Source organism: Brachybacterium muris (genome assembly GCF_016907455.1).
Taxonomy (GTDB): Bacteria; Actinomycetota; Actinomycetes; order Actinomycetales; family Dermabacteraceae; genus Brachybacterium; species Brachybacterium muris.
This window is the reverse complement of record NZ_JAFBCB010000001.1, coordinates 3,414,143-3,427,062: the sequence shown is the minus strand read 5'-3', so window position 1 is coordinate 3,427,062 and position 12,920 is coordinate 3,414,143. Positions and strand designations below refer to the sequence as shown.

At 68.3% G+C, this 12,920-nt stretch carries 14 protein-coding genes; 4 read left to right on the top strand and 10 right to left on the bottom strand.

The genetic code is table 11. The features are described from left to right. The first annotated feature begins 87 nt into the window (after nucleotides 1-87). From JOD52_RS15875 to JOD52_RS15865, 3 genes are read left to right on the top strand one after another with little or no spacing between them, the layout of a single operon-like run. Nucleotides 88-369, top strand: coding sequence for a type II toxin-antitoxin system Phd/YefM family antitoxin (locus tag JOD52_RS15875; RefSeq protein ID WP_204411116.1), 282 nt, complete (start codon nucleotides 88-90; stop codon nucleotides 367-369). Then, complete coding sequence (locus JOD52_RS15870) at nucleotides 366-710, top strand: hypothetical protein (RefSeq protein ID WP_204411114.1); 345 nt, start codon at nucleotides 366-368, stop codon at nucleotides 708-710. Before JOD52_RS15875 ends, JOD52_RS15870 begins: the two co-directional genes overlap by 4 nt. 56 nt (nucleotides 711-766) lie before the next feature. Beyond that, nucleotides 767-2,290, top strand: coding sequence for an alpha-L-fucosidase (locus tag JOD52_RS15865; RefSeq protein WP_204411111.1), 1,524 nt, complete (start codon nucleotides 767-769; stop codon nucleotides 2,288-2,290). Between the two features lie 33 nt (nucleotides 2,291-2,323). Here the strand turns inward: JOD52_RS15865 and JOD52_RS15860 are convergent, their stop codons facing one another. From JOD52_RS15860 to JOD52_RS15835, 6 genes are all read right to left on the bottom strand, one after another. Next, the gene (locus tag JOD52_RS15860; RefSeq protein ID WP_204411107.1) at nucleotides 2,324-2,920 is read right to left on the bottom strand and encodes a PTS sugar transporter subunit IIA; all 597 of its coding nucleotides are present in this window, start codon (nucleotides 2,918-2,920) and stop codon (nucleotides 2,324-2,326) included. A 145-nt stretch (nucleotides 2,921-3,065) separates the two neighbouring features. After that, nucleotides 3,066-3,233, bottom strand: a complete 168-nt coding sequence (locus JOD52_RS17815) for an excalibur calcium-binding domain-containing protein (RefSeq protein ID WP_338124120.1) — start codon at nucleotides 3,231-3,233, stop codon at nucleotides 3,066-3,068. Nucleotides 3,234-3,253: 20 nt separating this feature from the next. Then, on the bottom strand, nucleotides 3,254-4,000 hold the full coding sequence (locus JOD52_RS15850; protein WP_338124028.1) for an ATP-binding protein: 747 nt from the start codon (nucleotides 3,998-4,000) through the stop codon (nucleotides 3,254-3,256). Then, a complete protein-coding gene (gene istA / locus JOD52_RS15845; protein WP_204408388.1) occupies nucleotides 3,997-5,559 on the bottom strand; it encodes an IS21 family transposase in 1,563 nt (520 codons plus the stop codon). Before istA ends, JOD52_RS15850 begins: the two co-directional genes overlap by 4 nt. 133 nt (nucleotides 5,560-5,692) lie before the next feature. Then, nucleotides 5,693-6,136: a (deoxy)nucleoside triphosphate pyrophosphohydrolase gene (locus tag JOD52_RS15840; protein ID WP_338124119.1), complete on the bottom strand. Its 444-nt coding sequence runs from the start codon at nucleotides 6,134-6,136 to the stop codon at nucleotides 5,693-5,695. A gap of 108 nt (nucleotides 6,137-6,244) precedes the next feature. After that, nucleotides 6,245-6,955: a DUF6308 family protein gene (locus JOD52_RS15835; RefSeq protein WP_204411105.1), complete on the bottom strand. Its 711-nt coding sequence runs from the start codon at nucleotides 6,953-6,955 to the stop codon at nucleotides 6,245-6,247. Between the two features lie 201 nt (nucleotides 6,956-7,156). On the opposite strand from JOD52_RS15835, the gene JOD52_RS15830 reads away from it, so the two are divergent. After that, entirely contained in the window at nucleotides 7,157-7,993 is an 837-nt protein-coding gene (locus tag JOD52_RS15830; RefSeq protein WP_204411103.1) for an aldo/keto reductase, read from the top strand. 92 nt (nucleotides 7,994-8,085) lie between these two features. Here JOD52_RS15830 and JOD52_RS15825 read toward each other — a convergent pair whose 3' ends face one another. From JOD52_RS15825 to JOD52_RS15810, 4 genes are all read right to left on the bottom strand, one after another. Beyond that, nucleotides 8,086-8,814, bottom strand: a complete 729-nt coding sequence (locus JOD52_RS15825) for a hypothetical protein (RefSeq protein WP_204411101.1) — start codon at nucleotides 8,812-8,814, stop codon at nucleotides 8,086-8,088. Between the two features lie 284 nt (nucleotides 8,815-9,098). Further along, the gene (locus tag JOD52_RS15820) at nucleotides 9,099-10,352 is read right to left on the bottom strand and encodes an ATP-binding protein (RefSeq protein WP_204411099.1); all 1,254 of its coding nucleotides are present in this window, start codon (nucleotides 10,350-10,352) and stop codon (nucleotides 9,099-9,101) included. Between the two features lie 216 nt (nucleotides 10,353-10,568). Next, nucleotides 10,569-12,068 carry a family 4 glycosyl hydrolase gene (locus JOD52_RS15815; RefSeq protein ID WP_204411097.1) on the bottom strand — a complete coding sequence of 500 codons (1,500 nt, stop codon included), beginning with the start codon at nucleotides 12,066-12,068 and terminating at the stop codon, nucleotides 10,569-10,571. After that, nucleotides 12,065-12,835, bottom strand: a complete 771-nt coding sequence (locus JOD52_RS15810) for a DeoR/GlpR family DNA-binding transcription regulator (protein WP_017823457.1) — start codon at nucleotides 12,833-12,835, stop codon at nucleotides 12,065-12,067. Before JOD52_RS15810 ends, JOD52_RS15815 begins: the two co-directional genes overlap by 4 nt. Nucleotides 12,836-12,920 lie beyond the last annotated feature (85 nt).

The following is a 12,920-nucleotide window of genomic DNA, read 5'->3' as shown; positions in this document are numbered from 1 at the left end:
ACTTAAGCGGTTGATGGCGGGTGGGGCCATCCTCGCAGCAGCAAGTGAGGTACACAAATGTGTACACGTTGGTGGTATCCTTTCGCCATGGCGATCACCCAGGTACGAACCAGCCGCGAAGCCCGCGAGGAGCTCGGTGCTACCCTCGCCCGGTTCCAGGTCGAGGGCGCCATGGCTGAGCCCGTCATCTTCGGTGCGCATCGCAAGCCCCAGGCGGCCGTCATCCCCTTCGAGCTCTACGAGCGCCTCGAGTCGATCCTCGAGGACCTCGAACTTGCCGAGACCCTCGCATCCCGTATGAGCCAGCCGTCCTCCGACAGCGACTCACTCCTGACCGAGCTCGGCTTCGACCCCGCTGACTTCGAGTGAGTCTCCCCTTCCGCTGGGTCCCGGCGTTCAAGGATGATCTCGCGGCGCTGCCCAAGGACGTCCAGAAAGCAGCGATCGAGACGATGTTCTCGCTCGCGCGTGGGGAGCAGAGAGGTGCTCCGCTGTTCGATCCTCCCGCTATCGGTGACCTCTCCGATTGCCGGAAGGTGTACCTCGACCCGGATCCCGAACACGCCACCAGGCCCCGATACCGCCTGGTCTATCGCGAGCGGCACGGTGGGCTCCACGGGATGATGATCGAGTCCATCGCCGCCGGTGAGCGATACGACATGGATGCTTACGTACGCGCCGCAGCCAACCTGGGGCGCACCTCCAGGTAGGTCCCACGACTCCCGATACGGTGGTCATGCGCCCCCGACCTCGCAGGAGAGACCCGATGATCAGCTTCGATGACCGTCACGGCCCCCGCGACGCCGCCCCCGCGAGCGACTACCCGGACCTCACCGTCCCTGACTGGTACCGCGACGCGAAGCTGGGCATCTTCATCCACTGGGGCCTGTACTCCGTGCCCGGCTGGGCCGACGTGTCCGACCGCTCCGACGTCACCGAGGACAACGCCTACGCCCGCCACCAGTACGCCGAGTGGTACGCCAACACCGTGCGCATCGAGGGCAGCCCCACCCGGGAGCGGCACCAGAAGCTGTTCGGCCCCGGCCACAGCTACGAGGACTTCGCCGACACCTGGGACCCCATCCGCTCCAGCCCCAAGGCGATGGTGAACCTCGCCGTGCAGGCCGGCGCCAAGTACGTGGTGCCCACCGCCAAGCACCACGACGGGTTCTGCCTGTGGGACAGCGAGACCACCTCCTTCACCGCCGCCCGCCGGGGCCCTGGCCGCGACCTGATCGCCAAGCTCGAGCACGCCACCCGCGCCGCCGGCCTGCGCTTCGGCCTGTACTACTCCGGCGCCCTGGACTGGCACGTCACCGACTTCGGGCCGATCACCTCCCACGAGGAACTGTTCTCCCTGCGCCGCAACGACCCCGAGTTCGCGGCCTTCGCCGCCGCGCAGCTGCGGGAGCTGATCGAGAAGTTCTCCCCGGACATCCTGTGGAACGACATCGACTGGCCCGACGCCGGCAAGTACCCCGGCCCCGACTCCCTGGTCCAGCTGTTCGGCGAATACCTCGAGAAGGTCCCCGAGGGCATGGTCAACGACCGCTGGGGCGTGCCTGTGCATGGGGTCGCCACCCGCGAGTACCAGGACATCGACTCCGTGCAGGACGAGGTGTTCGAGGCCACCCGCGGCCTGGGCCTCAGCTTCGGCTTCAACCATGACGAGTCGATCGAGCACGCGATGGGCGGCAGCGACGTGATCCGCCTGCTGGTGGATGTGGTCTCCAAGAACGGCAACCTGCTGCTGAACATCGGGCCGCGGGCCGACGGCACCATCCCGCCCCTGCAGCGGGTGGCATTGGAGGAGCTGGGGGCGTGGATCAACCGCTACGGCGAGGCGATCTACGCGACCCGACCCTGGATGCACGAGGCCGTGCGTACTCCACCGGAGGGCGTTCGCTTCACCCGCGGGGTCGACGGCACCGGCCAGGAGCAGTTGCACGTGCTGCTGCTGGACCCCGAGGCAGGGGAGGTTCGGCTCAGCCCGGAGGTGTCGGCCGCGATCCGCGAGCTGGCCGAGGTGCCCGAGCGCGGTGAGGAGAAGGGCGCCGCCGGTGGCGCCAGTGACGGCACCGACGACGCGGCCGGTGCGGTCTACCCCGGCGAGGAGGAGGAAGCCGACAGGGCCGACGACTCCCGGACGGTCTCCGACGGGCCCGACCGCGACGACGACGATGAGCAGGAGAAGGCACCCGCCGCCGCCCACGTGGAGGGCGACACCGTGGTGATCACCCCCGGTGACACCGACGAGCCGGTCGCGGTGGTGACGCTGCGGGTGAAGTGAGGCCGGTGCGGGCCGCTCTCCAGGAGGCGCCCGTCAGGAAGGGGCCTGCAGCCACTGCCTGACGCGACGCTCCAGGTCTGCATCGTCGGTGGCATCGAGCACGGTGCGCACGGCGGCTTCGTCCTGCAGGGCCTGGATCAGGCGCTGCAGGGCTTCGAGCTGGGCTTGGGCCTCGCGCAGCACCAGCATTACCACCAGGCGCACAGGGACCGTAGCCTCCCCGCTGCCGCCCATCTCCCCGAAGGCCACCGGTTCGCGCAGGGTGGCCACCGCGATGCCCGGTTCGATCACGTGCTCCGGATCGGTGTGGGGGATCGCCGCGGGGATCACCGTGGGCAGGCCTGTCGGGTACGTCCGCTCCCGCTCCAGTACCGCGGCCTCGAAGCCGTCCGTGACCGCACCGGAGGCATGCAGACGTGCGGCGAGGGCCCGCAGCACCGCCTCCACGGCGGAACGGCCCTTCCCGCCCGCGCTGTCGACCTCGTCAGTCCGGCCCGCCTCGCCGACCTTGCCGGAGCCGGTGACGTCGAGGCCCGCGATCGCTGCGTTCGGCAGCAGATGCAGCACGCTGCCCCGGCTACTGTCGTCGTCGCCGGTGCTGTTCGAGGTGCTGGTGTGCTGCTCGTTCATGCGGGTGCTCCGTCCTGGTCGCCTACCGGGGACGAGGTGGTGGCCTGCTCTGCTTCGGGGTGGACCTGGATCCTCCCACGCCTGTTGTGAGCCTGAAAGCGGTTGAACACGGCCCTGGCGGCAACGGCGGCGTCGCGGAGTCGGCCTACTCGCAGGCCACTCCGTCACCGTCGCGGTCCATTTTCGGCCGGTAGCCGGGATCTCCCCGGTACAGCGGCGCTGAGTATTCGTAGTCGTGGGAGCCACCGAATCTTGCTCTTGGGGACCGCCGATCGTGCCGACGGGGGCCAGTAGCCGCCGCGGTGGGGACCACTGGCTCCCGCCGGCATCGGGTCACTGGGGCAGTGCGGTGTGTTCTCGCATGTTCCTGTCGCCGGTGTCGATCCAGATTGTGTTGTGCACGATGCGGTCCATGATCGCATCGGCGTGGACTGCTCCACCGAGCCGGGCGTGCCAGTCCTTCTTCGGGTACTGGGTGCAGAACACGGTCGAGCCGGTGTCATAGCGGCGCTCGAGCAGTTCCAGCAGCATCGAACGCATTCCCTCGTCAGGATGGTCCAGCAGCCACTCGTCGATCACCAGCAGCGAGAACGTGGAGTACTTCCGCAGGAACTTCGTCTGGCCCTGCGGCTTGTCCTTTGCCAGGGCCCAGGCCTCTTCGAGGTCGGGCATTCGGATGTAGTGGGCTCGGAGCCGGTGCTGGCAGGCCTGCTTCGCCAGCGCGCAGCCGAGGTAGGACTTCCCTGAGCCGGTGAAGCCCTGGAAGACCACGTTCTGTTGCCGCTGGATGAAGGAGCAGGTTGCCAGTTGCGCGATCACGTTCCGGTTCAGTCCCCGTTCCTCGACCAGATCCAGCCGCCGCAGGTCCGCTCCGGGATAACGCAGCCCCGCCCGGCGGATCAGACCCTCGACCTTTCCATGATTGAAGATGGAATGCGCCTCGTCCACGATCAGCTGGAGCCGTTCCTGGAACGACATCCCCAGCACGTGAGCCTCATCCTGGGCATCGATCGCGTCCAGCAGCGCGGTCGCGCCCATCTCGCGCAGCTTCCGCTTCGTGTCGTTATCGATCACGCTCACCGGACACCTCCGGCGTAGTAGTCGGCGCCACGGACGTATCCGCCGTCTTCCGCGGGTTCCTCGCGGGGTGGACGCAGGGCGGCGACCTTGTCCTGCCCGGTGGCCAAGATCGGGTGCAGATGCGCATAGCGCGGTGAACGGACCCGTCCCGTCAGCGCGAGTGCGCAGGCCGCCTCGACCCGATCTACGGAGAAGCGGCGAGAGAGCCGTAGCACCGCCAACGCGGGATCCAGGCCCTGTTCCACGATCGGCACGGACTCGAAGATCCGCTGGATCACGATCACCGTGGCCGGCCCGACCCGATCTGCCCACGCCCGCACCCTCTGCGCGTCCCAGGCCTGGAAACGCTCGCCCGCAGGTAGGTCCGCGTCGTTGGTGCGGTACTCATTGCTCGCGGTCTCCGGGAGCAGCAGGTGACTGGTCAGTCGCTGGCTGCCCTGATAGATCTCCAGCGTCCGGGCCGTGATGCGCAGATCGACCTTCGCGCCGATGTGCGCGAACGGCGCGGAGTAGAAGTTCCGCGCGAACGTGACGTGCCCGTTCCTGCCCACTCGTCGTCCGTAGTGCCATGTCGAGATCTCGTAGGGCACCGCCGGCAGCGGCGTCAGCAGCGGCCGCTCCTCCGCGTCGAACACGCTGGCGCGGGATCCGGGCCGCTTCTGGAACGGCTCCGCGTTATAGGCCTCCATCCGCTGCCCGATGGCGGCTGCAAGTTCGGGCAGGGACGTGAATCGCTGATCCCGCAGCCCGGCGATGACCCAGGTCGCGACGTGCGCGACGGTGTTCTCCACGCTCGCCTTGTCTTTCGGTTTCCGCACCCTCCCCGGGAGCACCGCCGCCGAGTAATGCGCTGCCATCTCGCGATACGCATCGTTCAGGACGATCTCGCCCTCGCGGGGGTGCTTCACCACACCGGTCTTGAGGTTGTCCGGAACGATCCTCGGGACCGTCCCGCCCAGCGCCTCGAACATCGCTACGTGCGCTCGCAGCCAGGACTCCTGGCGCATATCCAGCGCCGGGAAGCAGAACGCGTAACGAGAAAAAGGCAGGCAGGCAACGAACAAGAACACCTTCGAGACCTCGCCGGTGACCGGATCGGCCAGCTCCATCGTGGGGCCGGACCAGTCGACCTCCACGCTCTGGCCGGCCTTGTGACCGACTCTCGAAGCGGCACCGGTGACCATGACGTGGTGCTGGTAGGTGCGGCAAAACCGGTCATACCCCATCGCCGGATCCCCAGCCGCCGTGGTCGCGTCGAAGTACTCGCCGTGCAACAGCTTCAGCGTCACGCCGACCCTGGCCATCTCTCGATGGACCTGTTCCCAGTCCGGCTGTGCGAACACGCTCTCGTGCTCGCCCCGGCCCGGGAACAACCGGGCATACACCTGCTCATCGGCGACGTCCGCGATATCGCCCCACCCGATCCCTGCAGCGTCAGCGGCCTCGAACACCGCCCTCACGGACTTGCGGGACATGCCCTGCGAGGACGAAATCGCTCGCCCCGACAGACCTTCTGCGCGCAGCTGGAGCACCAGCTTCGCCCTGATCTTCCGTACCATTCCAGATTGCTCCTTCCGCCGCGTGCCCTATACACACGGCGGAAGGAGCGTAGACAGAGCGGCCCCAACGACACCACTGGTGGTCCCGAACGACGCCACCGCTACGGCAGCGACGTGGCACCCGAACCCTCGATCAGCGGACCCCAGCGAGGCGAATATTCACCTGCCCGCGGCTGGCACCCTCAAGGAGGCGGGGGAGGCGTTTGATGATCGGGACATCCCCCGGTGCCCAGTCGAGTTCCTCCAGCTGATCGAGTGGCACCCATGTGAGTGCATCGTGGTCGGTGCTTGAGACCGGGTCAGATCCTCGAAGCTCGGTGAGGTAGCAGCCCAGTTCAATCGTTAAGCCGGCAACGTTGCTGAGGCTGGTGTCCACGAGCTCGCCGATGGACACGTCGACCCCAAGCTCTTCCCTGAGTTCGCGGGTAAGTGCCTGCTCGGGCGTCTCGTCGGCTTCGACCTTGCCGCCCGGGAACTCCCATAAGCCACCCGCGCTGCGCTCGGGATTGCGCCGAGCAGCGAAAACGGTCCCGTCGCGCTCGATGATGGCACCCACGACCAAGATCCGTTCGCTCACCCGAGTGCTCCTTCGCTGTGTAGTAACTCTGGTGATCCTACGTAGGGCTGCAGGCGTAGAGGCCCGCGTGGCCGGAGTTAAGGGGCGAGGGCGAGAACTCAGGATCGTTCAACGATCTTTCTCTTCGGGGTCGGGCGCCAACTCCATATATACCTTGCTTGCCAGGCCCTTATTCTTGCCGTACATCCACGCCAGGATGTCGAGCACGCGCAGTCGTGAGTACCGTTCCGCAACGCCCGCTTTCAAAGCCAGCTCACCGAGCCGGTCATCTAAGGTCTGTTCGCCCTCCTGGGTTAAGGCCGCATGGAAGATCTTCCACATGTCCTTGCTGGTCGGTAGGTCGAGAACCTCGGCGATCACGCTGTCCCAGATTGGGATTAGTCGGGGACGCTTGCGAGCGAGGAGCTTCGAGGTGCGGGTCCGTCCGACACCGTTGGCCTGTTGGATCAGATTCCAGACGTCGTTCAGGTTCCCGGCTTCAAGGGCCTCCGCCTCAACCGGCGTTAGTGTGGCCAGGTCGCGGTCAGGTTGTGCGCTGAGATGCCGCTCCAACTTTTCGCTCACCTCGACGTTCCCGATCAGATGCCCCACTGCCTCAGGCTTGAGGGTGACGGACAACAGAGACAATGACGCAACGTCGGCGATATCGATACGGTTCGGATCTGAACTTGTCGTGGTCGTTAGCTCGTTGAAGTACGCACCGGTGTATGACCCGCCTGCGGAGTACTCCTTGAGGTAGCCAACGAGCTTCTCTTCGTTCGTAGGGTCCAGGACGAGCGCACGGAACTGCTGGAACTTCTCGGGGATCTGCACGGCCATCATTGACCTCCTCATCTCACCACTGGCCGATCCAGCTCTGGCAGAGCTCGGTCCAGTACTCCCTGAGCTTACGGAGCGCCCACCCCCTTCACCGGGACTCCGGTAGTAGCTCCGCTGGCCGACCACCTGGACGCCGACTGCGAACTCGCGCTCCACCCGTTCTACGCTGGAACCACCGGACCACCACTCAGGAGGCTTCGCATGATCAGCACTGTTCCCACCCTGTCCTTCCACGACGGCAACTCCGTCCCTCAGCTCGGCTACGGCGTGTGGCAGGTCGAGGACGACGTCGCGGCCGACGTGGTCAAGCAGGCCATCGAGGCCGGCTACCGCCACATCGACACCGCCGCCGGCTACCAGAACGAGGGCGGCGTGGGCCGTGCCGTGAAGGCGGCTGGCGTGCCCCGCGAGGAATTGTTCATCACCACCAAGCTCGCCAACGGCGACCAGGGCTTCGACTCTGCCAAGAAGGCGCTGGAGACCTCGCTCGAGAAGCTCGACATGGACTACGTGGACCTGTACCTGATCCACTGGGCCAGCCCCCAGCGCGGCAAGTACCTCGAGTCCTGGAAGGCCCTCATCGAGCTGCAGAAGGAGAGGAAGGCCAAGTCGATCGGCGTCTCCAACTTCCCGATCGCCCAGCTCGAGGAGATCATCGACGAGACCGGCGTGGTGCCGGTGATGCACCAGATCGAGCTGCACCCCGAGTTCCAGCAGGGCGAGCTGCGCGCCTACCACGCAAAGCACGACATCCTCACCGAGGCGTGGAGCCCCCTGGGCCAGGGTGGCGACATCCTCAAGAACGAGGTCATCACCGAGATCGCCGAGGCCCACGACGCCGACCCCGGTCAGGTGATCATCGCCTGGCACCTGGCCGTCGGCAACGTGGTGATCCCCAAGTCCGTCACCCCCAAGCGGATCGTCTCGAACTTCGCCTCGGTGGACCTGGAGCTCACCGCTGATGAGATCGAGCAGATCAACGGCCTGGACAACCCCGACGGCCGCATCGGCGCAGACCCGGCCAACCCCGGGTTCTGATCACTGAGCGGCACTGACCGCCTCAGAAGGAAGGTCATCCGTGCACGCAGCGGCGTCGGCGCGAGAGCGTCGGCGCTGCTGCGGCGTGAGGGTCAGAAGGGCTGCTTCGTCCCGAGCCGTGCCCGCAGGAACTCCCGCTGCACGTCGAGTGAGCGGGCGGCGCCGCCGACGACCTCGCTCTCGATGCGGTCCACGCCGTCGTTGAGGGCGGCCAGCTGCTCGTCGATCACCTGCAGGTTCTGCAGTGCCTGGTCCTGGGACCCGGGGGCGGACGAGGACAGGAAGCCCAGGTTGTCCTCCACTGCACCCAGCAGCTCCGGCACGTACCTGGCGCTCATGCCCTCCAGCAGCATCACGTCCTCGTCGTACGGGCGGCGTGACTGCACCACCTCGGTGCGCATCAGTGCATCGATCCGCACCAGCAGCGCATCGGCCCGAGCCAGCACGGGGCGTGCCGCATGGGGCGTGGAGCGGCGGTTCAGCTCCGCGATCCGACGACGCTGATTCACGGCGTTGCTGACGGCGCCCTCGAGCAGGGCGCGGGTGCCCTCCGGCACCGCCGCGCTCACCGCGCGCAAGGGCTGCTGAGCCGGGCGACGGTTGCGCAGCAGGTAGGCACTGCCCCCGGCCACGGCGGCTCCGACGGCGACTGCGCCCAGAGCGGGGCCGATCAGGCCGGTGCCACCGACCAGGCTGCCGAAGCCGAACAGGAGGAACGTGCCGAGGGAGACGATGCCGCCGAAGAAGATCGGGACGTCCCGGGTGAGCCACTTGCCGCGACGGCGAGGCATCGCGACCCCGCGACCGGTGGGAGGGAACACCTTCCCCTCCAGGGGGCCGGGTGCGTGGGCAGGGGGGATCCGGCGGCCCTGCCTGATCTGATGGCTGAGCCGCGACGAGACCGGTGGCCTGCGCTGCATGGGCGGACGTTCCCCTTCCTGGCCGAGGCCCGACGGATAGCGGGTGGCGTGCTCGGCCATGTCCAGGCTACGACCAGAACCCGAAACCGTCCTGGGGGTTAACCCCCGTTCTCCTGGCAGTGGAGCGGGGCGTGAGGGTCATGCACCGTCAGCCGGCATACGTGGGCCCCCGGGCGGTCCGATGCCTAGGGGTGCTCCCACAGCGCGGAGATCGGCAGGCCCCACACCCGATCCGTGAGCTGGCGTGGCTCCTCGGTGAGCCCGAGGACGGCACCGCCGAGGAAGCGATCGCCCAGCCTCTGCGCCAATGCCCGGATCCCGCGGGAGTGCTCGGCGCGGAACGTCGAGGAAGCCTTCACCTTGATCAGGAACACGCGGCCATCGGCGAACTCGATCACCACGTCCACCTCCAGGCCGTCGCGATCACGGAAGTGGAACAGCTCGAACTCCTCGGCCGACCAGCCTCTCTGCGCCATCAGCTGGGCGACCACGAAAGCCTCGAGCTGCGCACCCAGCAGTGGAGCGGACGTGAGCTGCGACAGCTGCGCGGCTCGCAGCTTCGACAGTCGCGTGGCCAGACCGGAGTCGGCCACCGCCACCTTGTGCCTGCCTACTTCCCTCTTGGTGAGGTTCGCCCGCCAGGACGGCAGGTCGTGCGTGAGGTACATCGTCGACAGGGCGTTCAGGTATCCCGAGACCGATGACCGTGGGATCGACAACTCGTCGGACAGACGCGCCTGCACCAGCTCCCCGCCCTGGTTCGCAGCCACCATGCGCAGCACAGCAGCCAGCCGATCGCTCGACAGGCCCCGGGAGACGTCCGCGACGTCACGGGTGATCACCCGGTCCAGATAGCTGTCGAACCAGGTGCCGTGGAGCCTGGCCGGGAGGCGCTGGATCTCCGGGTAACCGCCGTGAAGGATCGCCTGGAGGTACTGCTCCCGCGACCATCCGTGCCCAGCCCCGGTGAGGGCCCCGTTCGCCGTGCGGACCCAGTGGGCGAAGTCCTCCTTCCGACCGGTGAGCTCCCCCTGGCTGAGACCGGACAGATCAAGAGTGACAGCGCGACCGGCCAAGGAGTCAGGCGACCGCGACAGGCGCAGCAGGTCGGAGGATCCGGTGATCAGGAACCGGCCGGGACGGCGGTCCGCATCGATCGCCGACTTGATCGCCAGCAGCACCGACGGTTCGCGCTGCACCTCGTCGATCACCAGGAGCCCCTCGCCGGCCTGCCGCACGAAGGCGCGCGGATCCAACCGGGCCGATTCCCGCACATCGTCATCGTCGAAGCTCACCACCACATGCGGGCGGGACCCGGCGACCATCGACGCCAACGTGCTCTTCCCGACCTGGCGGGCCCCCTGGATCACGACAGCAGGGAAGTGCGCGAGGAGATCCTCCGCCTGAGGAAGAAGATTCCGCGTGATCAGCGATGTCATGAATCCAGACTAGTCGTGACCGGCGTTTCGCGACAGGTCTTGCCGGACGTTCGCGACACCCTGGCCGGACGTTCGCGAGCCTCGCGCCGGACATTCGCGGCGTCCAGACCGGACGTTCGCGGTACCTCTGCCCGGACGTTCGCAACCCCCGAACCGGTGTTTCGCGACCCAGCCCCAGCCCCAGCCCCAGCCCAACTCAGTCCATCTCAGCCCCGCTCAACCTCGCGCGAACAGCTCCGCGATCTGCGGGTGCCCCGCCTCGTATCCCTCCAGCAGCAGACGCCCCAGCTCCGGCGAACTCACCAGCGGGTGCGTCGCGAAGCCGCGCCAGGCGGCATCGCGGGACCCGGTCACGGCGGCCTCCATGATCAGCCGCTCCGAGGAGCGCAGTGCGGCCATCATGCCCAGTCGGCCCAGCTCCACGGGTGCCACCGGCAGCGGGTGCACCCCGTCGCCGTCCACCACGCACAGCACCTCCAGCACCGTCTCGGCCGGCAGCTCCGGCACGATCCGCTCGGAGGCGGGAGCGTCCTCGCGGCCGGCACCGATGTTGCCCACGTCCAGGATCATCCGCTCGGGCCGCCCGGTGGCGATCGCGGTCATCAGGCGCAGCGCCACCTCCTGGTAGCCGCCGCCGGCCACGTCCTCCTCGCGACGCTCCTCGTCACGGGACTCGGCCATGTACGTCGCCTCGCGCTGGTGCAGGGTCTCGCGCCACAGGTCCAACGGCGAGGAACAGCACGCCTCGCTGTCCCGCTCCGCCCCGGCCGCCTCGACCCCCGCGGCGTAGAAGTCCCCCTGCTGCTTGGCCAGGAACTCCCCGCGGGTGGTGGCCGCCGCGGTGATCCGGTCGATCGCGGCGGAGGTGTGCAGGTAGTAGTACAGGTACTCGTTGGGCAGGGCGCCGTCGGCCCGCACCCAGTCCTTGCCGATCAGCCGCGCCTCCTCGATCTCCTCGAGCGCGGCGTCGTCGGCCAGCAGCCCCGGCAGGCGGTCCTCGCCGTCCACCACCACGGAGCGCAACCAGCCCAGGTGGTTCAGCCCCACGTAGTCGACCTGCGCGGCCTGCCCGTCGGCCCCCTTGTTACCGGCCACCAGGTCCACGTCCAGCAGGCGGCCCACGCGGCGCACCAGCCCGATGGGGGTGTCGCAGATCCCCACCACGCGGTCGCCCAGCACGGTGCGCATCGCCTGGGTGACGATCCCGGCGGGGTTGGTGAAGTTGATGACCCACGCCCCCGGGGCCCCCTCGGCCACGGCGCGGGCGATCTCGAGCGCCACAGGGATGGTGCGCAGCGCGTAGGCGAGGCCCCCGGGGCCGATGGTCTCCTGGCCCAGCAGGCCCAGGTTCAGCGCCACCCGCTCGTCGATGGTGCGGGCCTCGGCGCCGCCCACCCGTACGGCGCTGAACACGAAGTCGGCGCCGGCCACGGCTTCGCGCAGGTCGGTGGTGACCGTGAGCTTCGGCAGCTCGCCGGCGCCGCCAAACCCGCCATCGCCGTCACCCTCGCCGCCGGCCGCGCGCCCGCCCACGCGACCACTGGCCTGCAACTCCTCACCCAGCCCCTCGATCACGGCGGTAATGGTGGCCAGGCGCTCTGCGTCGATGTCGTACAGGGCCACCTCGTCCACGGTGAGACCGGTGGCGCCGGTGGCGACCGCTTCGTACACCAGGGGCACGCGGAATCCGCCCCCGCCCAGGATGGTGAGCTTCATGGCAGCAGGACCTCCAGATCCTCGTCGTCAGGCAGTGAGAGTTGATCGGTGCTGACGGCCCGGTCGGTGACCAGCCCGGTGAACCGGGACAGCGGCGCCACCTCCAGGAAGCCGGAGCCGGGGAACTTCTCGTGGTCGGCCAGCAGATAGGCGCGGGCGCTCACCTCCAGCAGCCCGCGCTTGACGGGCACCTCGCTGGGGGTGGAGTCCAGCACGGTGCCGTCGGCCCGCACGCCGGAGGTGCCCAGGAACGCGGCATCCACGCGCACCTGCCGCAGGGCCGATTCGGTCAGGGTGCCCACCATCGACTGGTAGTTGGGGCGCAGCAGCCCGCCGAGGACCAGGATGTCGATTCCGGGGGCGTCGGCCAGGGCCCGCACTACCGCGAGGGAGGCGGTGACCACGGTGAGGGAGCGGCTGCGCAGCAGCGGGCACATGGCGGCCACGGTGGTGCCGATGTCCAGGGCGATCACCTCGCCCTCGCCGATCAGCCCCACGGCGCGCTCGGCGATCAGGCGCTTGGACTCCGGGGCGCTGGCGGCCACGTGCTCGAAGGGGCGGGCATCGGGTTCGGGGCGCACGCTGCCGCGCAGGGTGCAGGCGCCGCCGCGCACGCGCCGCAGCAGGCCGTCCTCGGCGAGCTGGACCAGGTCACGGCGGATGGTGGCCTCGGAGACCTCCAGTTGGGCGCTGAGCTGGCCCACCGTGGCGGATCCCTGACGGCGCACGGCGGTCAGGATGCCTGCGTGACGCTCCTCGACCAGCATGACCGCAGGCTAGCACCGCGCGCGCAATTCCGCGCAGCATCGCGCAAAGTCGCGCACAAGGGTGCAGGTCTGTGCAGATTGTGCG